Here is a 21038-nt window from a genome sequence, read left to right on the forward strand (position 1 = left end):
GTAAGTGAAGCCGTCAGGAAGGCCGTCAAGCTGGCCAGAGCTGCCTCCCGCGTTAGAAACGAGCCGATGGTTTTCAGCGAGGAGGACTTCCACCGCGTCTCCTACAAGGTCAAGATGAAGAAGGACTTCAGGGATGTCTCCCCGGAGGAAAAGATGGAGCTCCTCAGGAAGGTCGAGGAGGAAGTTAAAGCAACGGGCGTAAACGTGCCAATGCGATATCTTGGCTACTCCGACGGGCTCTGGAAGAAGATCTTCATCAACAGCGAGGGAGCATATGTGAAGAGCAAAATCCCGCGTGTTTCCATAACCTACAACCTCGTGGTTTTTGAAAACGGCCAGATGGAGCAGGCCCCCTTCGTCCAGAGGGCGTTCTCCGGTGGGCTGGAGCTCATCGAGAAGGACGAGCCGTGGAGCTGGGCGGTTAAGGACGTCCAGGCCCTAAAGAAGCTCATCTATGAGGGACAGAAGCCACCGGAGGGGAAAGTGGATCTGGTCATAAGCCCAGAGGTCGCTGGGATAGCCGTCCACGAGAGCGTCGGCCATCCATACGAGGCCGACAGGATTTTCGGAAGGGAAGCGGCCCAGGCCGGGGAGAGTTTCGTAAAGCCGGACATGCTCGGCGAGAGGATCGGGAGTGAAGCCGTCACCGTCATAGAGGACCCGACGATACCGAACAGCTGGGGGTTCTACCTCTACGATGACGAGGGCGTCAAGGCGAGACCGCGCTACCTCATCAAGGACGGAATCATCACCGAGTTCCTCACCAACAGAGAATACGCGGCAAAGCTCGGGCAGCGGTCAAACGCTTCAGCCAGAGCCATCAACTACAATCGCGAGCCGATAGTGAGGATGGCCAACACCTACCTCGCGCCCGGTGACTACTCCTTCGAGGAGCTGATTGAGGAGGTCAAGCTCGGCGTCTACATGGTGTCCTTCAACGAGTGGAACATCGACGACAGGCGTTACCAGCAGAGGTACATCGGAAGGGAGGCCTACCTCATCGAGAACGGCGAGATAAAGCACCCTGTCAGGAGGCCTATCCTTGAGATAACGACGAGGGCGCTCTGGAGCAGCGTCGATGCCGTCGGCAAAGAGGTCGAGTTCTTCCCGGGAACCTGCGGCAAAGGCGAGCCCGGGCAGGGAGTGCCCGTCTGGATGGGCGGGGCGCATGCAAGGCTCAGGGACATACCGCTGAGGAGGCCGTGAGGTGGTGGGGATGTTTGACGTTAACGAGTTCATCCTTAAGAAGGCCAAAGAGCTCGGCTTCGGCGACGTCGTCGTTCTCGGCTACGAGATGAACAGGCGCCAGGTCCGCTTCGCCAACAACGAGATAACCGTCGCCAAGAACTGGCACGAGAGGAAGGTCGAGCTCTTCGTGGAGCTGGAGAAGAGGGTAGCTGGTACAACTATAACCGAGCTGAGCGAGGAGAACATCGAGCGGACCTTGAAAACGCTCCTGAACAACATGAAGGGAATGGCGCCGAAGGAGGACTACTACGGCATCGCCGAGGGGCCGTTCCAGTATAGGGATATCCCGGAGACCTTCGATAGGGCAATAGTCGAGCTGGACGAGCCGAACGAGTACGTAGAGAGGGCAATCAACTCTGCACTTGAGGAGGGAGCTAAGAGGGTGGCGGGAGTTCTCTACACCGACCACAACAGGCTTTACTTAACCACGAGCAATGGCGTTGAAGCCTTCGACGAGGGGACGGGGATAGAGATAAGCGTTAGGGCATTCATCGGTGACCTTGAGAGCGGGCACGGGACGAACTCGGTTCGCGTTCTCAAGAAGTTCGACCCTGAAAGTGCCGGAAGAAAGGCCGGTGAGATTGCAAAGCTCGCTCAGAACCCGGAGCAGGGGCCGGAAGGGAAGTTCGACGTCATCTTTGACCCCTTAGCCTTCGCCAACCTGCTGAGCTACATGAGCTTCATGACATCGGCCTACGCGGCAGAGGCCGGTTTTAGCTTCCTGGTGAACAAGCTCGGGGGGAAGGTTGCCAACGAGGTCGTCACGATAAAGGACGTCGGCAACATGCCCAACGGCTACGGAACGAGGAAGTTCGACGACGAAGGAGTTCCAACGAGGGAAACGACGATAATCGAGAACGGAACCTTCAAGAGCTTCCTGCTCAACACGAGCATGGCGAAGAAGTACGGGACGGAGACAACGGCCAACGCTGGCTTGACTATGCCCCACGCGTGGAACATCGTCCTAGAGCCCGGTGAATACTCCAGAGAGGAGCTCTTCAGCGAGGTCAGGAAGGGCATATACATCACCAACGTCTGGTACACGCGCTTCCAGAACTACGTAACAGGCGACTTCTCGACCATTCCGAGGGATGGAATATTCCTCGTTGAGAATGGCGGGCTGAGGCCTGTAAGGAACATCCGCGTCAGTGACAACCTCCAGAGGGTACTCGAGGGGATCAAGGCCCTTGGAAAGGAGGGCCATCACATCCACTGGTGGGAGGTCAACACGCCGGTCTCAACGCCCTACGTGCTCGTGGGGGACGTCGGAATAACGAGGGCCACCAAGTGACTTGCCTTCTAAAAATTTTTTAATTTTTGTCGTGAAAATTCGAGTTAATTTTTAAGCAGTTGTTGAGTTCTTTGCGAAGATGGCCAAATATCGGGATATTAGTGAATATTTTTCAGCCAGGGTGCAAGAACACGCGTTTTTATCATTGTAACGAAATTCGTATATATTATTTGCATATTATTTTCACTGGCGGTGAACATGGTAACCGAAAAGGATTACAAGCATATGGGTGTTACGGATGTTTTTAAAGAGTTGGGAACATCAGGTGAGGGACTCTCAACGGAGGAGGCAGAAAGAAGATTAAGGGAATACGGACCAAACGAAATTCCGGAAAAGAAGGTAAACCCTATAATGAAGTTCCTCTCCTACTTCTGGGGGCCGATACCGTGGATGATAGAGATAGCAGCTGTCCTCTCCGCGATTGTCCGGCACTGGGCGGACTTCTGGATAATCATGATTCTCCTCGCGCTCAACGGCGTTGTCGGATTCTGGGAGGAGCACAAGGCCGAGAACGTTATAGAGTTCCTGAAGCAGAAGATGGCCCTCCAGGCCAGGGTTCTCCGCGACGGCAAATGGAAGGTCGTACCGGCCAGGGAGCTTGTACCCGGCGATATCATCCGTCTCCGGATGGGGGACATCATCCCAGCCGATGTTAAGCTGACGGACGGGGAGTACCTCATGGTGGACGAGTCAGCCCTGACCGGTGAGTCCCTGCCCGTGGAGAAGAAGGCAGGGGACATCGCGTTCTCTGGTGCACTCGTCAAGAAAGGTGAGATGACCGCCGTCGTTACGGGAACCGGCCTGAACACGTACTTCGGCAAGACCGTCCAGCTCGTTGAGAGCGCCAAGACCGTCAGCTCATTCCAGAAGATGGTCATACGTGTGGGCGACTACCTCATAATACTCTCCCTTCTCCTCGTCTCGGTCGTCTTCCTTGTTGCGATCCATCGGCACGAGAGCCTTATCGAGGCACTCCGCTTCAGTCTCGTCCTTATAGTGGCGGCGATCCCGGCGGCGATGCCGGCTGTTCTCTCCATAACAATGGCAATAGGTGCGCTGAACCTCGCCAAGAGGCAGGCGGTGGTTACCAAACTGGTTGCCATCGAGGAACTGGCGGGGGTTGACGTCCTCTGCTCAGATAAGACCGGAACCTTAACCAAGAACGAACTCACCGTTGGCGACACGGTTCCATTCAACGGTTACTCGGAGAGTGATGTCGTCCTGTACGGGGCCCTGGCGAGCAGGGAAGAGGACAACGACCCCATAGACCTTGCCATTCTCAGGGCACTGGAGGGGTTCGGCCTCAAGGAAGCTATCAGGAAGTTTAGACAGACCCATTTTACCCCATTTGACCCGGTCATAAAGAGAACCGAGGCGGAGATAAGCAACGACGAGAGGTTTAAGGTTGCCAAGGGGGCCCCACAGGTTATCCTCGACCTATGTGATGTCCAAGAAGGGCTCAAAAAGGAGGCAATCAAGAAAGTTGATGAGCTGGCCGAGGAAGGCTACAGGGCACTGGGCGTGGCCAGGACGAAGGGGGGAAGATGGGAGTTTGTCGGGATAATTCCTCTCTTTGATCCTCCGAGGGACGATGCACCGAAGGCCATCCGGGCGATAAGAAAGCTCGGCGTCAACGTCAAGATGGTCACGGGTGACCACATAGCCATAGCAAGGCACATCGCTAAAATATTGGGTCTCGGGACGAGGATAGTTTCTATGACGGAGCTTCTCAAGGCGAAGAGGGACTCAGAGGTGGAGCATCTGGTGGAGAAGGCCGACGGGTTCTCCGAGGTCTTTCCAGAGCATAAGTTCAGGATCGTTGACGCACTTCAGAGAACCGGGCATATGGTGGCCATGACCGGCGATGGCGTTAACGACGCTCCCGCGCTGAAGAAGGCCAACTGCGGCATAGCGGTTTCGGGGGCGACAGATGCCGCGCGGGCGGCGGCCGATGTCGTCCTCCTCCAGCCTGGCCTCTCGGTTATAGCCCACGCCGTTGAGGAGGCGAGGAGGATCTTCCAGAGGATGGAGAGCTACGTTGTTTACAGGATAACCGAGACGATAAGGGTGCTGTTCTTCGTCACGTTCGCCATACTGGTCTTCAATTTCTATCCTATAACGGCCATCATGATAGTTCTGCTGGCACTCTTCAACGACGCCCCGATACTGGCCATAGCGTACGACAATGTGGTCACCCCACGCAAACCCGTCCGCTGGGATATGTACAAGGTTCTCGTCCTCTCCACACTCCTCGGCTTCGTCGGAGTGGTAAGCTCGTTCCTCCTGTTCTACATAGCTGATAGGGTTCTCCTACTGAGCAGACCGGAGATCCAGTCTTTCATCTTCCTCAAGCTGGCCGTCGCCGGTCATCTCACGATATTCGTCACGAGGGCCAGAGGGCACCTCTGGGAGAGGCCATACCCCAGCGGTCTGCTGTTCTGGTCGGCGGTAATCACCAAACTCCTCGCAACCCTGATAGTGGTTTACGGTATATTCGTGACACCGATAGGCTGGAAACTCGCCGGACTCATCTGGGGTTACGCCCTCGTGTGGATGCTGGCTATAGACGGGGCCAAGGTGGTAGTCCTCAAAAGGATGGAGGGACTGTGATATCTCACCAACACCGGGTTCAGGTGTCCGCCTGGCCATGTTTTTCATGTTTTCTGTCCAGATACCCACGTGACTATGCCGGGACGGAAACCTTAATATGCCCTAACCTGAACCAAGAACGCGAGGTTGGAACATGCTGGAGATACTAAACGTGATCATGCGGTTTTTCACATGGGGCCTCGCCACTTACAGATGGGGAAAGAGAAACGAGAGGTTTATGCTTTTTATGAGTCTCGGACTCTGGATGGACTTCTTGGCGGCCCTAGCCCAGAAGCAGGTGATTTCGAAGCTTGGCTGGAGTCCAAACCCGACTGCCTTACTGCCCCTCATGTCCATCATGGCCGTATTCAATGGAGTACTCCTGATGGCCGCATCTTTTTCCATCCGGGGACAGCTCGATACCAGGGAAAACCAGTTCCTGATACTCACGTGCGTTATAGCCGGCCCCACTTACGTCCTCCTCGCCACCCTCCTGGGGGCGTCCTCAGTAGTCTTCATGGCACTCCCGGTTCCGTTCATGGGGCTCTCCCTGATGGTCCTGAGTTATTCACTCATCAAAGAGGAAGTTGGTCTGAGGACGGCAGCCACCCTGTTTCCAATAGGGGCGTTTCTGCTCGGGGTGATCAACCTAACGTACCCTCTGACGATCAGAACCCCTCTGGCCACCTACCTCTACGGACTGGGAGCGTTCTTCAGGGCGATGATGTTCATAGGGATGATCAAGTACGCGTTTCTACAGGTAAAACCCCCGGAGATGCCCATAACCGAGCTTCCCACCGGTGCCTTCTACTCCACCGGCAAGAGAACCTTTAACGTCCTTCTCAGAAAGATGCAGTCCAGCGGAAACGGAATACTCATAACCAGAAACCGTCTTCGGGACATTAAACCACGTTTTCCGGTGTTCTGGGTGACCAGGGCCACCTCCGGCCAGATGGACGAGAACATCATGGCGGTATCCCCCACAGACATGGGCATTCTCCTCGATCTCGTCAGAAGGTACCTCGAAACTGGTCACTCCCTGGTGGTGCTCGACTGCTTCGAGTACCTCATGATAGAGAACGGCTTTGAAAACGCGTTTAAGTTCCTGATCTCCATGAAGGACACCGTAATGAAGTACAACGGAACCTTGGTCACCACCGTTGAGCCCCCAGCGTACTCCAAAAAGCACATGGCGATGCTACAGAGGGAACTGGAGAAGCTGGAGCTTTGATGAGAGAGGTCATCCATCCAGTCCCCCAACATCGACCCACGTTGAATGATACGCCGAAGAGTTTCCGTATTTTTCGACGGTTTCGTCGGCCGTCAGAAAGTTAGCGTTCCATCCGAGAATTTTAACCCAGAACGCCTTGTAGAGCAGAACGACTCCTTGCGGAACGTCCTCGCTAAGCTTAGCCCTCGTCCTTATTCTGCCGTGGTCGTTGAAGACCTCAACGGCGTCACCGTCTTCAATGTTTCTCTCAGTAGCATCGGCGGGGTTGATGTAGAGGTTCGAGTCGATCATGCCGTGGGTGTTGTGGTACTGGCTCGTTATCGTCATCCTGTGGGTGGGAGTGAGCAGACGAAGAGGGTATTTCCCTTCGGGCTTCCGATACCGGGGGAACGGGCTTAAGCCCCTCTCCATCGCTCTCCGGGAGTAGAACTCGATCTTCCCGCTCGGCGTTTTCCATTTTCTCGGTTTTTCTGGAACTTTAACGAAACCCTTAGTCTTCAGCTCCTCCCAGCTTATGCCGTTACGCTCCAGAACCCTTCTGATGACCTCCTCGTCGCTCTCGTAGAGATGGGGCTCCTTTATCCCGAGGGCCTTCGCCAGAAGCCTCGTTACCTCGCTGTTGCTCTTCCCGTAAAGCCTAGCAACAGGCTCGTTAAGTGCAACGTAGCGGTGGTAGTAGGAATCGGCTATGTCCAGCCGCTCGAAGAAGGTGTTCGCCGGCAGGACGACGTCGGAGTAGAGGGCCGTGTCGGTCAGAAAGATATCATGTGTGACCACGAAAACGTCGTTTTCCACCAGTGCTTTCCTCAGCCGGTTCTGGTTCGGCAGGCTCGCGAGGGGGTTGGAGTTGTATATGTAGAGGAACTTAATCTCTCCCCTTTCGATGTACTCGGCCAGCTTCATCTGGGGGATCTTCTTGGCGGGTTTGGTCCGCAGAAAGGCGCCCTCGGCATAGGACTTGTCTATCGTCTTCATGTCGTAGATGAAGCCGAAGCGATGACCGACCAGGGCTGGAAGGACTGCAATCGCTCTCACCGCTTCACCGCCTGCCAGGGAGCGCTGGAAGCCGTAGCCTATGTGGATGATGCCCCTTTTCTCGGCGAATTCCCTCGCGAAGATTCCTATCTCGTCAATACCCATCCCCGTTTCTCTGCTTATATAATCAAGCGATAATGTTTTTACATAGTTCTTGAATTCTTCAAAACCGTAGATGTTCTCGCGGACGAAGTCTTTGTCGTAGAGTCCCTCTTCGATTATGACCTTAGCAACGCCTAAGGCAAAGAGGACGTCGCTGTCGGGCATTATCTGAAAGAACCTGTCGGAGCGCTTTGCCGTTTCCGTTCTGACGACGTCAACCGTCCATATTTCGAGGTCGTGTCTCTTGGCCAGGGCAAAGCCGTGAAGGTTCGTCCAGAATGTATTGATGCCCCAGTAAACGATAAGCCCCTGGTTTTTAAGCTTCTCCGGATCCATACCAATTGCGGTTCCGTAGACATCCTTCAGAGCCTCCTGCCCGGCCCTGTCGCAGATGCCGTAGTCGAGCATGGCAGTGTTGAGGTAGTGGAAAAGCCTCAGCGGGAAGGCGTAGTTTACAACCCCTCTGTCCCCGGCATATTGATAAACTAGGACGCTCTCGCTCCCGTGCTCTTCAATGGCCTCTCTCAGCTTTCTGGCAACAAGGCCGATTGCCTTATCCCAGGTGGCTCCCCTGAACTCGCCGCTTCCACGTTTGCCGGTTCTTATGAGCGGAGGTTTCAGACGATCTTTTGCGTGGAACCACCTCGGCAGAAGGGCACCCTTGGGGCAGAGGAAACCTTCCGTTATCGGGTGTTCGGGGTTCCCCCTAACCGAGAGCCGGCCGTCCTTGACTTCGCTCACCATCGAGCATGTGTCGTAGCAGTCGCGCATGCAGACGCTGAAGATGATATCACCCCCATAGGCCCAAACTTGGGAGGAGGATTATCAGCATGCTGAGGAGTCCACCGAGAACCAAAGCCGGGATCGTGCGCTTCAGGCCTATTCCCAGAAGGTATGCCGCCAAAGCCCCGGTCCAGACTCCAGTCCCTGGGAGCGGTATTGCCACAAAAACCGTCAGCCCGATGAAGCCCCACTTCTCAACGTAGGGGTGGGCCTTCTTTCTGACCCGCTCGACGTAGTAGAGGTAGAGGTGGGCTATCTTCCTGAGGGAAGTCCCCTCAAGCCAGAGCATCAGCCTGTCTATGTAGGGGAGCAGAACGGGGAGGAGGAACGAGAGGAGCAGAACTCCGAGGGACGCGCCCAGGAGGGTTCCCCAGAGGGGGTAACCGCGACCTATGCCGTAGACTATGGCGTATCTGCCTTCAAAGGTCGGGACGAGGGAAAGCAAGAAGATTTCGAGGGGATTATTCAACGTCGAACACCCCCAAGCCAAGCCTTGAGACTATCCTCCTGTAGAGGGAAAGCCACGAGTCCTGAGTTGCATCGACGATGCTGTAGATCCAGGGCGCAAGGAGCAGACTGAAGAGGACGTCGCCGAACCAGTGAACGTGAAGGAGCAACCTCGTCATTGCAACACCGATGGCAAAGGTAACGGCTAGGGGCACGAGCCTCCTCCAGCGGTTTGAGGTGTAGACCGCAATAATCGCCCCGCGATACGCATGACCTGAGGGAAACGAGAAGCCTCCGTGGTTGCGGGGTCTCGGCTCGTTAATTGCGACCTTGAGGATTCCAACTATCACAAGGCCGATGAAAACTGAGGCGAGGAAAATCAGTGTTTCCCGAGACAGCTTTCCGAAATTCCTGATGTCGAGGTAGATAACCGCAACCGCAAAGGGGATTAGGAAGAAATCGCTTCCAAATGCCGTCAGAACGCTCAACAGACTGGAGCTCGGAGAGGGGAGTAATGAGTCGATTCTCGCGTTAATACCCCTCATCAGACATGCAAATTGGAGGAACAATATCAGTATTAGCAACGCCGTGTTTAGCAGGAATTTTCGGTCTCTCAGGAGTTCGCGGGACATGGGTTAGGTAAAGGGGGAGATGTTCAAAAGCTTTTCTAAATCATTCCCCTGTTGTGGAGGGCGTGGTAACCCTTAAGCAGCGCGTTCTGGACTTTCTTGGGTCCGAAGGTCCTGACGGCCCTTCCAAGGCCCTCGTTGTAGATGCGGCGCATTATAAAGTCCATTTCGCGGTTGAGGTTAAGTTTCTCCTGGTTCTCGAGGTAAAGCCTCGCTATCTCCGTCGGCTCACGGTAGTTCAGGCCCTTCAACCACTTAAAGGGGATTCCCTCGTCAAAGCGCTTGACGACCTCGAAGCCTATTATCGTGACCTCATCGTCGCCGTAAAGCTCGCCGTATATCCTGTTAAGCTCCCTGAGGAGTTCCTTCACGTCGGAAAAGCCGTCTAGCCTGGCGTCTTCGTTGGTGAGTTCCCTGACCTTCTTCTTCCTAACCCCCGTTATTCTTATCTTCGCCACTGCGGTATCGCTCGGGGTGATGACCAGATAGATTTCACTTCCTGGCCTCGCCTCGTAGTCCCCGTAGCGTATCGTGGTGACCTTGTCCCCACGCAGGATTCTCGATTTGTATGCGCTGTCAATCAGCAGGAACTTCCTTATCTGAACGCTCTTCCCTCTCCTCAATGTTCAGCCCCCTCACTATCTCCGGAAGCTCTTCCAGAGAGCGCACCGTGAAATCAGCGTACTCAAGGTAGTCCAGCTCCCTGTTGGCATGCCTGCCGTACTTGAACCAAACGGTCTGCATACCAACCTGCTTAGCCCCGTACACGTCCGAGTAAAGTCTGTCCCCAACCATCAATGCTTCGTCAGCCATCAGGTCAAAGTGCTTTAGGGCCTTCTCAAAGATCTTCCTGTGGGGTTTTTTAACGCCCACAAAGTCCGAGATGAACACCACGTCAAAATAGTCATCTATCTCCGCCCGTAGAATTTTTTCCCACTGCTTTATGGGATCCCCGTCGGTTATTATCCCAAGCTGGAGGCCCATCTCCTTGAGTCTGAGAAGCGTTTTCTTGACCCCCTTAACCGTCCGCAGGTAAGCAAACTTCGTGTTGTGATAACCTATGACACCGGCGGCGATCCATTTCGGGTTGTACTGAAGGTCCAAGCGCCGGAGGAGGTAATCAAAGTGTCTGGAGAAGTTGCTTCCGTATTCGTTTATCAACTCCATGAGCTCATGATATGCTACCCCAAAGTCCATCGGCATTCCGTGCCGTATCATGTTCTCAACGGCGTTCTTTCTCGCCATATCAGCCAATTTAGACGTGTCGATCAGCGTATCGTCCAGGTCAAAGAACACAACTTTGATCATCCAGCATTCACCTAAGCCTTTTTCTCCACGCATTATTTAACCTTTCTTGATATCGAGGAACGGTCCCCCCCTGCCTTTTATCCCCCTCCTGGCGCGCTGATAGGCCCTGAAGTACTCGTCCTCCTCGATCCACTCCTGTATGAGATCATCCAGTGTCCTCCCCAGAGAAATCGGGGTCGTGGAGACGAAGATTACCCTCCCCAGCCTGAGGCTCCTCACCGCCGAGATAACGCGTTTGATAAGCTCGTTGTCCCCGTGGGTTATTAAGAACCTCCTTTCGTGCCAGTTACCCCTTCCATCGGGCCTTCTCTCCACTATCTCCCCCAGCCTCCAGGTGAGGCACTCCTTGGGCACCTCGTGGACACTTACACCCTTCAGGGCACCCTTGATCCGTTGGACCTCTTCCTCTGAGAAACCTATAAGGAAAACACCCTCATCCATCCACAACACCCCGAATCCTTTTTAACAGTCTGTCCATGACGTCCCCTGCCTTCCCCCGGAGGAACACGTCCGCTATAGGGGTTATCCCGCTTTCTGAGGTATTGACCTCAATTACAGTGCCTCCGTTCTCCTTGACCATGTACGGGATGTAGGCCGCAGGGTACACCACGCCACTCGTTCCGATCACCAAAACCAGGTCTGCCCTCCTTGCGAGTGAAAAAGCCTCCTCCAGGGGGGCATTTGGGAGGGACTCCCCGAACCACACCACGTCAGGTCTCATTAATGAACCGCACTTCGGGCACTTTGGAAGGCTTCTCCGGGCCAGGAAGTTACCGAGCCCCCCGCTTTCCGTGAGGTCTTCGCGGTGGTCGCAGGAGGGGCACCTGACGCGGAAGATGTTGCCGTGGAGTTCTATGAGTTTTCTGCTTCCCGCCTCGCGGTGGAGGTTGTCGACGTTCTGAGTTATCAGGGCCTTCAGCAGGCCCATTCGCTCCAGCTCCACAAGGGCATAGTGGGCTCTGTTAGGTTTTACTCCCTCTATCAGCCTCATCCTCCATCTGTAGAATTCCCAGACAAGGTTTGGATCACGTTCAAAGGCTTCAGGTGTGGCAAGTTCCTCCGCCCGATAATGCTTCCAGAGACCACCGGGACCCCTAAAAGTCGGTACACCACTCTCGGCACTTATTCCCGCACCGGTAAAGGCTATGGTGAACTTCGAACGGACCAGCAACCGGGCCGCTTCTCCCAGCATGGTACCACATACTCGGCGTTCCTTAAAAATACTGCCCATCGTTTTGGGGGACACCTCCGTCCACCGAATAATCTTTGAGTTCAATGTCATCCCCCCGTGCAAGGGTTTAAATTGATTAAATGTATTCATCGGTACGGAGGTGAGAGAATGCCCGTGAGTGATGGGGTTTCAAAGAAAAAGGTCACCACGTCACATGGAAGATATTACTACGAGAGGCTGGCATCCGAGAGGAGGAAAAAGATAAACCTAATACAGCTGGTGCGTAGAAGAAAGGTCACTAGGGGGTTGAGAACCACCCCCATCCGAGTCGAGAAAAGGCATATAACCAAGGGAGAGGCCCTGGCGATACTCGTGGGGACCCAGATAGGGGCGGGGGTCCTCGGACTGCCGTATGCGGCCAGCAAGGTTGGTCTGCTGCCGGCGGTTGGAATACTGTTCGGGGTAATGCTCCTGATGTTATGGACCGCCTTTATCGTCCTGAGATTCAGCGCCGACATGAGGGGGGCCCAGATGAGCACCATCGCCCAGAGAGTTCTCGGAAGAACGGGTGGCTGGTTGATGTACATCAGCATCTTCATCATGAGCTTCGGCGCAATCCTGGCCTACATAGCAGGAATGGGGAGCGTATTCGCGAGCCTCTTCGGGGTCAGTGAAAACATGGGAGCGTTCATCTTCTGGGTCCTGGCATCGCTCGTAGTTTACAAGGGATTGGAGGCCAGTGGAAAGACCGAGCTAATAATGAGCTTCGTGATGCTCTTCCTGTTCATCGGAGTCACGGCGATGCTGGCCCCCCGTGCCAGTCCGGGGAAGGCCCTGTACACGAACCCATCGGGAATCCTCGCAATAACGGGAGTCGCCATCTTCGCCCTCGGCTGTCACACCGTGATACCCGACGTGTACAAGGGGCTTGGCAGCTACGAGGAGACAAAGAAGGTCGTCGTTTGGGCCTTCATCATACCAACGGTCATCTACGCCGTCTTTATGATGGCGTTCCTCATGGTCTTCGGGAGGAACACCCCCCAGATAGCCACACAGGGCCTCCAGAGCCTCTACGGCCACGTTGGAAGGCTGGTGGGCAACCTGATACCCCTCCTGGCGATAACAACGAGCTACATCGGTATAGCCCTCGCCCAGCAGAGCAACAGCGAGGAGTTCGTGAAGCTTAAGAGGCCGGTTGCCTGGGCCCTTACCGTGGCCCCTCCCGCCCTCGTTTACTTCGCCGGTGTCAAGAACTTCGCGGACGTTCTGGCCTTCGCCGGGGACACGGGGGACATGATGGCCTTCATAATCCTGCCGGTTCTAATATACGTCGTTCACCGGATGAGGGGGAGGAGCTGATCCTCCCCAATTTTAGATTTCTACCTCCACTGGAGTACATCGATGACCAATTAGAGTCACATGCACCGATGGATTCTCTCGCGGTAAGATTTATATCCACAACACTCAAATCACCACCGAGGTGTTTCCCATGAGTGAAGGGTACAAAGAGTATAGGGACAAGGTTCTGAACTTTATTGAGGAGCACGAGAACTGGAGGAGCCACACAATAAACCTCATAGCCAGCGAAAACATAACCTCACCAAGCGTCACCCGCGCCGTCGCGAGCGGGTTCATGCACAAGTATGCTGAGGGATGGCCGAGGGCCAGGTACTACCAGGGGTGCAAGTACATCGATGAGGTTGAGCTCATCGGCGTTGATCTCTTTTGCAGGCTCTTCAAGAGTGACTTTGCGGACCTAAGGCCCATATCCGGAACTAACGCCAACCAGGCGGTGTTCTTTGGCCTAACCCAGCCTGGTGACCACATAATAAGCCTCCACACAAGCCACGGTGGCCACATAAGCCATGCAGGTTTCGGAAGCGCCGGAATGCGTGGCCTCAACGTTCACACTTGGCCCTTCGACAACGAGGAGTTTAACATAGACGTCGACAAGGCGGAGAAGCTCATAAGGGATGTAGAACCCAAGCTGGTCGTCTTCGGCGGCTCGCTCTACCCATTCCCGCACCCGGTCAAGGAGCTGGCACCTGTGGCCAAGGAAGTCGGCGCCCATGTGATGTACGACGGTGCCCACGTCCTCGGCCTCATAGCCGGCAGCCAGTTCCAGGACCCGCTTAGGGAGGGGGCAGAGATAATAACCGCCTCCACCCACAAGACCTTCCCCGGACCGCAGGGCGGCATTATAATCTATAAGAACATTGGGGACGACACGGCAAAGCTTCAGTGGGCTATCTTCCCCGGTGTTTTGAGCAACCACCACCTCCACCACATGGCAGGTAAGGTCATCACCGCCGCGGAGATGCTCGAGTACGGCCAGAAGTACGCGGCCCAGGTCGTCAAGAACGCGAAAGCCCTCGCGGAGGCTATGGCCGAGGAGGGCTTCAAGGTCATCGGTGAGGACAAGGGCTACACCGAGAGTCACCAGGTCATCGTCGATGTCAGCGACCTCCACGAAGCGGCCGGTGGATGGGCGGCACCTCTCCTCGAGGAGGCCGGCATAATCCTCAACAAGAACCTCCTGCCCTGGGACCCGCTTGAAAAGGTCGAGAAGCCGAGCGGCCTGCGCATAGGCGTCCAGGAGATGACCCGCGTTGGAATGATGGAGGACGACATGAAAGAAATAGCGAGCTTCATCAAACGCGTCCTCATCAACAGGGAAGAGCCTCTCAGCGTCAAGAAGGACGTCTACTATTTCAGGCAGGGATTCCAGAAGGCTTACTACTCTTTCGACTACGGACTCCCGCTCAGGGAGTGACCTTCTCTTTTCCACTTTGTCCCTGCGTTCTCCGAGTCTTGAAACCATCGCAACGTTTAATACCCGCAAGTGCAAAGATTGATACGATGAAGATGAAGCGCGTGATCCTCGTGATGTTGCTCCTATTCGGATTTACCTTCGCTTACCAAGTACTCCCAATTCACAGCAGCCTTCAAGGAGAGGGGAATCTAAAAAAGGGGCATGTCAACCTCAACGAAACCCTCGGCCCCATAGTGTTCTGTGAGAACACATCCACCGTTATCCACCTCGATAAGTGTGTGTACTCACCTGGGGATACCCTGATTTTAACCATTGTCAACCACCAAAATTCAACCCTCCAGACAGGGTACGGGTTCAGGCTTTACCGCAGGGAAAGCGGAGGCTGGGTTGAAGTCCAGCTGAACCTGGTCTTTCCAGCTGTGGTGGTAGAGGTGGGGCCCGGTAAAAGCTGGGAGCAGAGGATAGACCTCTCAAAGCTGAACCTAGAAAGTGGAAGTTACAGAATCGAAAAGCGGATATGCTCGGAGAGGGTCTGCTTCTACGAACACGCCGAGTTCAAGGTGGGTTCAAGGTGGGAGGATGAATCGATGCTGTGGGAATAACCAACAGGCATGAAGTCGCCTTGGCGAGGAGGGGGGCACCCTCCGAATGCTAACGGTTCTGGCAAAACTTTTTATCCTCCTTTCACATACTGAACCCTCGGCTAAAGGGGTGAGAAAAAATGAAGTTCTGTCCAAAATGCGGCAACCTCATGCTTCCGGACAGGAAAAGAAAAGTCTGGGTCTGCCGCTCATGCGGTTACGAAGAGCCCTTCGACGAGGAGAAAGACCGAGAGAAGACAAAGATCACCCAGAAGATAGAACATAAACCTGACGAGGGAATCATCGTCGTTGAGCAGGACGTCACGACACTGCCGACCACCAAGGTAACATGTCCGAAGTGCGGCAACGACACCGCCTACTGGTGGGAGATGCAGACGAGGGCCGGCGATGAGCCGAGCACGATATTCTACAAGTGCACCAAGTGCGGCTACGTGTGGAGGGCCTACGAGTGAACGGGGCGGAACGTGAGGTCCTGAAAAGGCTTGCGCAGAAGGCCCTGAAGGAGCTTGATGAGGCCTACCGCAGGGTTCCAGATACGGACAACGGAAAAACTTATCTATGGAGAGGTAAAGAAAGGGTTAAGCTCATGCTTAAGATGCTGGAAGGTGATAAAGATGCCGTTCGAGATAGTTTTTGATGGTGCCAAAGATTTTGCAGACCTGATATCCACAGCAAGCAACCTCATAGACGAGGCCGCGTTCAAGGTTACCGAAGACGGTATCAGCATGCGTGCCATGGACCCAAGCAGGGTCGTTCTCATAGACCTCAACCTTCCGGAGAGCATATTCTCCAAGTACGAGGTCGAGGAGATCGAGACTATTGGATTGAACATGGATCACTTCAAGAAGATACTCAAGCGCGGCAAGAACAAGGACACGCTCATCCTCAGGAAGGGCGACGAGAACTTCCTAGAGGTCACCTTCGAGGGAACGGCAAAGAGAACCTTCAAGCTCCCGCTCATCGAGGTTGAGGAACTCGAACTCGACCTTCCGGAGCTCCCGTTCACGGCCAAGGTCACCGTCCTGGGTGAGGTTCTCAAGGAGGCCGTTAAGGACGCTTCCCTTGTCAGCGACGCGATTAAGTTCATGGCCACCGAGAACGAGTTCACCATGAAGGCAGAGGGCGAGACCAACGAGGTTGAAATTAAACTCACCCTTGAGGACGAGGGACTTCTCGACCTAGAGGTTGAGGAAGATACCAAGAGCGCCTACGGAATCAGCTACCTGGCGGACATGCTTAAGGGCATCGGCAAAGCCGACGAGGTGATAATCCAGTTCGGCAACGAGATGCCCCTTCAGATGGACTACCCGATAAGGGACGAGGGTAGGCTTACGTTCCTCCTCGCACCGCGCGTGGAGGACTGATCTCCATTTTTCCCTCCGAGGCGGTGGTGTAATGGACATCGTCAAGCTCAGGGAGCTCCTTGAGGAGGAGTTCTCATCGGGGGACCTGGTATCCCTCGACGATGATTTTTATTCAGAGTACGACAGCCTGATAAAGGCGTTGAAGCTGAACGCGGAGAACTCACATGAGCGCGGCGACGACATAGAGGAGCACCTGTACACCGCCCAGCTCAGCATAGCCGAACGCCTGATGAGGGACATCATAAGGGTCAGGCTGCACAAAATAGTTGACCTCGCCGTTGAGGGCCTACCGTACTCCATGACCGCCGAGGAGAGAAGGATCTTCACGGTTCTGAGGGCTTTCATCGAACGTGAGGAGCTCCCCACGGGGCTTCCTGAGGAAAAGGTGGAATCCACCAAGGGGGAGAGGGTTGAGGAACCCACCAAGGCGGGCGTCCGCGAGGCGTATATCGTTAAAATTGACCTGCCCAAGATTCTGGATCCCGAACTCAAGGAATACGGCCCGTTCAAAGCTGGAGACCTCGCCGTTTTACCTCGTCAGATAGCCGAGGTTCTGCTGGAGCGGGACGCCGCCGAGAGAGTCAGGATATCCCCGTGACCGAGAAAGGTATTCTGCACCCATGCTAAAATTTGAAAAGGATATGCGCATGTTCAGAGCTTTTCAACCCTCACCAGAGTCGGGGTCACGTTCGCCAGGTTGTCGCTGACGGGACAGCGTTCCTCAACCCTCTCAAGCCACTCCCGGAGGGTTTTCTCATCAGCATCGCTCCTGACTTTCACCCTGACCGTGACGTCCTTGTAGCCGGCCCGTTCGGAACCGTTGCCGTAGAGCTTTCCGGGGTTGAATGTGCCCTCTATCTCAATGTCAATGTCCTCGATGTTTATCTTCATGTCTTTAGCGACAAGGGTCCCCACGATGTTCATACAGCCGGCTAGGGCTGCGAGGATGTAGTCCAACGGGCTGGGGGCCTCCCCGCCGAGTTTATCAACGGTTATTTCAAAGTCCCCTGCTTTAACCACCATCTTGGTAGGTCCGATTCTCTTCCCCGACACCGCAATTTTCATATCCTTGTACCTGGCCATTGAAACCACCGCATCTCTATGGAACTCTTACTTTAAAAGCCTCATTAGAACCAGAGGTTGAAAAATAAAGGTTCACGCATGGCGTGCTTGGAGGGCTAACCAACGGCGAAAAAGCGGAAGGTTTTTAGGCATAGCAGCCAATGGTGTTTGTTGGAATGGAGAGAGGGGTATGTCGGAGTTATACTTTACAATAATGGGTGTGGGTGGTGTGCTAACACTTTTCGGGATATTCCTTCTTTGGATACTCTCGAGGGAACTGGAAGTTAGATTCCTGGGGAGGACCAGAATTCCAACGCTAATACTCGTGGGTGGAGTCCTTACGGCCCTTGGATTTGCCGTTGATGGAGTCAATGAGAGTCCGGCCCTCGGCACTCTTACAACCTCCCTGGTTCTCCTGGGCCCCGTTATAATCGGGTACTCCCTGATGGAGTCCCGGGTAATCAAGCCGACGTGGGAGCTTGGCCTCCAGTCCACGCTGATAACGCTCAGTCTCCTGATGGCCAGCGGGAATGAGCTAAGCCATGAGGTGGTGAACCTGGGCTCTCTGTTATCTATAGTGCTCCTGATAAACGGACTCAGGTACTTGGGGGTCACACAGAGGGGGCCAAAACTCCTCCTGAGGACTGCCGCTTGGGGGCTCGTGCTTTTCTCATGGCTGCGCTACCTGAGGGGCAACGGCAGGGGTATGATGCTCCTCGACCTTACAGTCTATCTACTGACCACGATCCTGTGGGTCTCGGCATCCATCCTGGTGCTGGTGAATATCAGGGAGCTACCCACCGTGACAGGGGAGAGAAGGGACCAGAAGACCAACCCGTGACTGGGAAGTTTTTAAAGGCCGAAGACGACACAACGCCGAGAGTAATTAACGAGGTGTTATCATGCTCTACATCAGAATACTCGGGAACCTGCCGGAGATGGCAAGGGACGAGGTAAAGGCAATGCTGGAGCTGGCAGGAGGAAGAATGACCGGTCAGGATTACCTTCTCCTGAAGGCTGAAGGCGACGAGAGAGCATTCCCATATCTGAACAGATTGGGGCTGAGCCATGAGTACGGTGAGCTCATCGTGGAGGCAGAGTCCACAGGGGAGCTTCTCCAGAAGGCGAGTGAAGTGGCCTGGCCTATCAAGGGGTCATTTAAGGTCGACACAGAGACAACGGCCAACTGCAAACATGACGTCCTCAACCTCCCCAGAAAGCTCGGCGCTGTTATACACACCCAGGGTTTCCGTGTTAACCTCTCAAAACCGGATACGGTCATCCGGGTCTACTGCGGCGAGAGACTCTACGCCGGGATACGGCTTAGATTCTTCGACCCCAAGAACTTCGAGGGTAGAAAAGCCCACTACAGGCCGTTTTTCAGGCCGATTTCCCTCCACCCGAGGGTTTCACGCGCTCTCGTGAACCTGACCAGGGCAAGGAAAGAACTCCTCGACCCCATGATGGGAGCCGGCGGGATACTCATGGAGGCAGGCCTTCTCGGACTGAAGGTCTACGGGGTGGACATAAGGCCGGAGATGATCGAAGGCGCTGAAATGAACCTCAGGCACTACGGGATAAAAGACTACGAGCTCAAACTCGGCGACGCCACGAAGCTGGAGGAGCTGTTCCAGGGGAAGAAGTTCGAGGCTATGGCAACGGACCCGCCCTACGGAACCTCGGCGACGCTCGCCGGTAGAGAAAGGGACGAGCTGTACAGGAAGGTGCTGGAGAGCATCTACAATGTCCTAAAACCGGGCGGAAGGCTGGCGATAGCCTTTCCGGCGAGCTTTGACGGAGAGGTGGAAGCTGTGGAGGTAGGTTTCAGACTCGCTGGAAAGTATTACCAGAGGGTGCACAAAAGCCTGGACAGGTATTTCTATGTGTTAAAGAAATGATAAAACCAAAAAGAACCCTCTAAACCGCTTATACTCCGGTTCGAGGTAATAAAAACCTTTTTATTCTCCCGTTCTGAAGATGTATAGGAGGGGGTATCATGACCGAGGATCAAACCATTCCCTTGGCGGTTTTTCTGAGAGAACTTGATATGGGGGAGGACCTCATAATCGAATACTGCTCCGAGAATCCCACACACCTGCTCTTCTACTCCATAGTAACGGGGCTCAAGGAGATCGGGCGAAGCTTCATTATAATCGATGAACTCGACCAGCTCCACATCTTCAAAACCCACCTCAGGTTCTCCGGGCTGGACACCTCCATAATAGACGAGACCAAAGTGGTGAAGTTCGGAGGCGTTCTCAACACCGGCAACGTCATCGGAAGGGTGGAGCTCACAGAGGAACCACCCGTAAGAAAGAGGAGGTACGAGAAAACGCTCCAAAAACTCGGTGAGGAACGAAGGTTTCGATTGGTTCTGGGATTTGACAAGGTTATAAGAAGCTACGAAAACGATCCACGCGAGCTGGAGAGGATATTCGGCTACCTGATCAGACCCCACCTGGGGGACGAAGAGCGGACGACGGTTTACATGATAAACACAGGACTTGTAGGACTACAAACATTAAAGGAGTTAAGGGAACACGCCAGCAGGGTACTGAGTCTGGAATGCCCCGGAAATGACCTCATCTTAACGGTTATAAAATCCCTCCACGTTGGGGAGTACGGAACCAAAGTTTCCGTGGATAACCCGGCTAAAAACTGACCTCCTAACCCCCTAACGGGGCAAGGTTCGGAAAAGAAAAATATCAGTCCTCAAGCCATATCTCCAGCCTCTGCTTCCCCTTTCCGAGACTGGAGCGCTTGAACTTCCTCAGGTGCTCTATCTCCTTTATGTCCCTCACGTGAGTCCCGCCGCAGGGTATAACCTCGAAGTCCCTTATCTGCGTGTAGCGGGTCTCCCCTTCCCACCATATCTTCATCTCACCGCCCTCATCAACGAGCCTGTTGAAGGTCTCAATGATCTGCTCCTTCCACCCGTTCACGTTCTCCGGGTAGGTTATGTCGTATCTCCCCTTCTCGGCGCTCATACCGCTGCCGTAGAGTCTCCACTCACCGGGAAGGACTTCATTAAGGACGTGCTCCAGCAGGTGCATCGCACTGTGAATCCTCATGAGCCTGTAACGGTAGTCCCAGTCGAGCCTGAGTTCGACCTTGTCACCGGGTTTGAACTTTTCCGGCTCGGCAACGACGTGCCAGACGTTTCCCCCCTCCTCCTTGTAAACGTCGAGGACCTCCACCCCGCTTATCGTCCCCCTGTCGTGGGGCTGTCCGCCGCCGGTCGGATAGAAAATCGTCCCGTCGAGGAGGAGAGCGTTCTCCTTTATCTCAAGAACCTTTGCCTTCGCTTCCTTGAGGTATGCATCCTCGTAGTAGAGCTTGCGCGTCACCTTTATCACCCCAGAGGATTGGCATTCATCATTTAAATGAGTATCGAAAAGGAAGA

General features: G+C 54.5%; 23 protein-coding genes. 14 read left to right on the forward strand and 9 right to left on the reverse strand.

The genetic code is table 11. The features are described from left to right. The 4 genes from MVK60_RS02840 to MVK60_RS02855 form a co-directional block, all read left to right on the forward strand. The coding region (locus tag MVK60_RS02840) for a TldD/PmbA family protein (RefSeq protein ID WP_297436259.1) at nucleotides 1-1206 on the forward strand (1206 nt) is incomplete at its 5' end. A 10-nt stretch (nucleotides 1207-1216) separates the two neighbouring features. Next, nucleotides 1217-2539 (forward strand): TldD/PmbA family protein, encoded by a 1323-nt coding sequence (locus tag MVK60_RS02845; RefSeq protein ID WP_297436356.1) that lies wholly within the window; start codon nucleotides 1217-1219, stop codon nucleotides 2537-2539. A 198-nt stretch (nucleotides 2540-2737) separates the two neighbouring features. Then, complete coding sequence (locus tag MVK60_RS02850) at nucleotides 2738-5149, forward strand: plasma-membrane proton-efflux P-type ATPase (protein ID WP_297436261.1); 2412 nt, start codon at nucleotides 2738-2740, stop codon at nucleotides 5147-5149. A 133-nt stretch (nucleotides 5150-5282) separates the two neighbouring features. Next, nucleotides 5283-6359 (forward strand): DUF835 domain-containing protein, encoded by a 1077-nt coding sequence (locus tag MVK60_RS02855; protein WP_297436263.1) that lies wholly within the window; start codon nucleotides 5283-5285, stop codon nucleotides 6357-6359. A gap of 9 nt (nucleotides 6360-6368) precedes the next feature. Here the strand turns inward: MVK60_RS02855 and MVK60_RS02860 are convergent, their stop codons facing one another. The 7 genes from MVK60_RS02860 to cobB are packed head-to-tail and all read right to left on the reverse strand — an operon-like array spanning nucleotide 6369 to nucleotide 11855. Continuing rightward, nucleotides 6369-8267, reverse strand: a complete 1899-nt coding sequence (locus tag MVK60_RS02860) for a molybdopterin-dependent oxidoreductase (protein WP_297436264.1) — start codon at nucleotides 8265-8267, stop codon at nucleotides 6369-6371. A 19-nt stretch (nucleotides 8268-8286) separates the two neighbouring features. Beyond that, entirely contained in the window at nucleotides 8287-8748 is a 462-nt protein-coding gene (locus MVK60_RS02865; protein WP_297436267.1) for a COG2426 family protein, read from the reverse strand. After that, complete coding sequence (locus tag MVK60_RS02870) at nucleotides 8741-9358, reverse strand: phosphatase PAP2 family protein (RefSeq protein WP_297436269.1); 618 nt, start codon at nucleotides 9356-9358, stop codon at nucleotides 8741-8743. Before MVK60_RS02870 ends, MVK60_RS02865 begins: the two co-directional genes overlap by 8 nt. Nucleotides 9359-9393: 35 nt before the next feature. Then, nucleotides 9394-9978 carry an ASCH domain-containing protein gene (locus MVK60_RS02875; protein WP_297436271.1) on the reverse strand — a complete coding sequence of 195 codons (585 nt, stop codon included), beginning with the start codon at nucleotides 9976-9978 and terminating at the stop codon, nucleotides 9394-9396. Further along, nucleotides 9932-10663, reverse strand: coding sequence for a TIGR02253 family HAD-type hydrolase (locus MVK60_RS02880; RefSeq protein ID WP_297436272.1), 732 nt, complete (start codon nucleotides 10661-10663; stop codon nucleotides 9932-9934). The genes MVK60_RS02875 and MVK60_RS02880 overlap by 47 nt, the downstream gene beginning before the upstream one ends. Nucleotides 10664-10699: 36 nt before the next feature. Continuing rightward, the gene (locus tag MVK60_RS02885) at nucleotides 10700-11104 is read right to left on the reverse strand and encodes a DUF3783 domain-containing protein (RefSeq protein WP_297436274.1); all 405 of its coding nucleotides are present in this window, start codon (nucleotides 11102-11104) and stop codon (nucleotides 10700-10702) included. After that, nucleotides 11097-11855, reverse strand: a complete 759-nt coding sequence (gene cobB / locus MVK60_RS02890; RefSeq protein ID WP_297436276.1) for an NAD-dependent protein deacetylase — start codon at nucleotides 11853-11855, stop codon at nucleotides 11097-11099. Before cobB ends, MVK60_RS02885 begins: the two co-directional genes overlap by 8 nt. 147 nt (nucleotides 11856-12002) lie before the next feature. Between cobB and MVK60_RS02895 the strand changes: the two genes are divergently transcribed. The 7 genes from MVK60_RS02895 to MVK60_RS02925 all read left to right on the forward strand — a co-directional run bounded on the left by MVK60_RS02895 (nucleotide 12003) and on the right by MVK60_RS02925 (nucleotide 17171). Then, nucleotides 12003-13193: an aromatic amino acid transport family protein gene (locus MVK60_RS02895; RefSeq protein ID WP_297436278.1), complete on the forward strand. Its 1191-nt coding sequence runs from the start codon at nucleotides 12003-12005 to the stop codon at nucleotides 13191-13193. 130 nt (nucleotides 13194-13323) lie between these two features. Further along, nucleotides 13324-14607: a serine hydroxymethyltransferase gene (gene glyA, locus MVK60_RS02900; RefSeq protein WP_297436280.1), complete on the forward strand. Its 1284-nt coding sequence runs from the start codon at nucleotides 13324-13326 to the stop codon at nucleotides 14605-14607. Nucleotides 14608-14693: 86 nt separating this feature from the next. Then, nucleotides 14694-15209: an immunoglobulin-like domain-containing protein gene (locus tag MVK60_RS02905; protein ID WP_297436282.1), complete on the forward strand. Its 516-nt coding sequence runs from the start codon at nucleotides 14694-14696 to the stop codon at nucleotides 15207-15209. Nucleotides 15210-15328: 119 nt separating this feature from the next. Beyond that, complete coding sequence (locus MVK60_RS02910; RefSeq protein WP_297436283.1) at nucleotides 15329-15661, forward strand: transcription factor S; 333 nt, start codon at nucleotides 15329-15331, stop codon at nucleotides 15659-15661. Continuing rightward, nucleotides 15658-15846 carry a hypothetical protein gene (locus MVK60_RS02915; protein ID WP_297436285.1) on the forward strand — a complete coding sequence of 63 codons (189 nt, stop codon included), beginning with the start codon at nucleotides 15658-15660 and terminating at the stop codon, nucleotides 15844-15846. The genes MVK60_RS02910 and MVK60_RS02915 overlap by 4 nt, the downstream gene beginning before the upstream one ends. Then, entirely contained in the window at nucleotides 15824-16573 is a 750-nt protein-coding gene (locus MVK60_RS02920) for a DNA polymerase sliding clamp (protein WP_297436287.1), read from the forward strand. Before MVK60_RS02915 ends, MVK60_RS02920 begins: the two co-directional genes overlap by 23 nt. Nucleotides 16574-16604: 31 nt before the next feature. Beyond that, a complete protein-coding gene (locus tag MVK60_RS02925; RefSeq protein WP_297436289.1) occupies nucleotides 16605-17171 on the forward strand; it encodes a hypothetical protein in 567 nt (188 codons plus the stop codon). 53 nt (nucleotides 17172-17224) lie between these two features. Here MVK60_RS02925 and MVK60_RS02930 read toward each other — a convergent pair whose 3' ends face one another. After that, a complete protein-coding gene (locus MVK60_RS02930) occupies nucleotides 17225-17656 on the reverse strand; it encodes an OsmC family protein (RefSeq protein WP_297436358.1) in 432 nt (143 codons plus the stop codon). Nucleotides 17657-17825: 169 nt separating this feature from the next. On the opposite strand from MVK60_RS02930, the gene MVK60_RS02935 reads away from it, so the two are divergent. The 3 genes from MVK60_RS02935 (at nucleotide 17826) to MVK60_RS02945 (ending at nucleotide 20297) form a co-directional block, all read left to right on the forward strand. Continuing rightward, a complete protein-coding gene (locus tag MVK60_RS02935) occupies nucleotides 17826-18476 on the forward strand; it encodes a hypothetical protein (protein ID WP_297436291.1) in 651 nt (216 codons plus the stop codon). 61 nt (nucleotides 18477-18537) lie between these two features. Then, nucleotides 18538-19533, forward strand: a complete 996-nt coding sequence (locus tag MVK60_RS02940; RefSeq protein WP_297436292.1) for a TIGR01177 family methyltransferase — start codon at nucleotides 18538-18540, stop codon at nucleotides 19531-19533. Nucleotides 19534-19631: 98 nt separating this feature from the next. Next, the gene (locus MVK60_RS02945; RefSeq protein ID WP_297436294.1) at nucleotides 19632-20297 is read left to right on the forward strand and encodes a DUF257 family protein; all 666 of its coding nucleotides are present in this window, start codon (nucleotides 19632-19634) and stop codon (nucleotides 20295-20297) included. Nucleotides 20298-20340: 43 nt separating this feature from the next. Here the strand turns inward: MVK60_RS02945 and MVK60_RS02950 are convergent, their stop codons facing one another. Then, entirely contained in the window at nucleotides 20341-20982 is a 642-nt protein-coding gene (locus MVK60_RS02950; protein ID WP_297436359.1) for an alanyl-tRNA editing protein, read from the reverse strand. Nucleotides 20983-21038 lie beyond the last annotated feature (56 nt).

The sequence above is a fragment of the Thermococcus sp. genome, assembly GCF_026988555.1.
Taxonomy (GTDB): Archaea; Methanobacteriota_B; Thermococci; order Thermococcales; family Thermococcaceae; genus Thermococcus.

Coding starts and splice junctions, on each gene's coding strand:
- MVK60_RS02930 (WP_297436358.1), bottom strand. CDS start 17,656: ATGGCCAGGTACAAGGATATGAAAATTGCGGTGTCGGGGAAGAGAATC.
- MVK60_RS02905 (WP_297436282.1), top strand. CDS start 14,694: ATGAAGATGAAGCGCGTGATCCTCGTGATGTTGCTCCTATTCGGATTT.
- MVK60_RS02910 (WP_297436283.1), top strand. CDS start 15,329: ATGAAGTTCTGTCCAAAATGCGGCAACCTCATGCTTCCGGACAGGAAA.
- MVK60_RS02935 (WP_297436291.1), top strand. CDS start 17,826: ATGTCGGAGTTATACTTTACAATAATGGGTGTGGGTGGTGTGCTAACA.
- MVK60_RS02945 (WP_297436294.1), top strand. CDS start 19,632: ATGACCGAGGATCAAACCATTCCCTTGGCGGTTTTTCTGAGAGAACTT.
- MVK60_RS02860 (WP_297436264.1), bottom strand. CDS start 8,267: ATGCGCGACTGCTACGACACATGCTCGATGGTGAGCGAAGTCAAGGAC.
- cobB (WP_297436276.1), bottom strand. CDS start 11,855: ATGCTGGGAGAAGCGGCCCGGTTGCTGGTCCGTTCGAAGTTCACCATA.
- MVK60_RS02920 (WP_297436287.1), top strand. CDS start 15,824: ATGCCGTTCGAGATAGTTTTTGATGGTGCCAAAGATTTTGCAGACCTG.
- MVK60_RS02940 (WP_297436292.1), top strand. CDS start 18,538: ATGCTCTACATCAGAATACTCGGGAACCTGCCGGAGATGGCAAGGGAC.
- MVK60_RS02870 (WP_297436269.1), bottom strand. CDS start 9,358: ATGTCCCGCGAACTCCTGAGAGACCGAAAATTCCTGCTAAACACGGCG.
- MVK60_RS02845 (WP_297436356.1), top strand. CDS start 1,217: ATGTTTGACGTTAACGAGTTCATCCTTAAGAAGGCCAAAGAGCTCGGC.
- MVK60_RS02850 (WP_297436261.1), top strand. CDS start 2,738: ATGGTAACCGAAAAGGATTACAAGCATATGGGTGTTACGGATGTTTTT.
- MVK60_RS02925 (WP_297436289.1), top strand. CDS start 16,605: ATGGACATCGTCAAGCTCAGGGAGCTCCTTGAGGAGGAGTTCTCATCG.
- MVK60_RS02855 (WP_297436263.1), top strand. CDS start 5,283: ATGCTGGAGATACTAAACGTGATCATGCGGTTTTTCACATGGGGCCTC.
- glyA (WP_297436280.1), top strand. CDS start 13,324: ATGAGTGAAGGGTACAAAGAGTATAGGGACAAGGTTCTGAACTTTATT.
- MVK60_RS02885 (WP_297436274.1), bottom strand. CDS start 11,104: ATGGATGAGGGTGTTTTCCTTATAGGTTTCTCAGAGGAAGAGGTCCAA.
- MVK60_RS02895 (WP_297436278.1), top strand. CDS start 12,003: ATGCCCGTGAGTGATGGGGTTTCAAAGAAAAAGGTCACCACGTCACAT.
- MVK60_RS02880 (WP_297436272.1), bottom strand. CDS start 10,663: ATGATCAAAGTTGTGTTCTTTGACCTGGACGATACGCTGATCGACACG.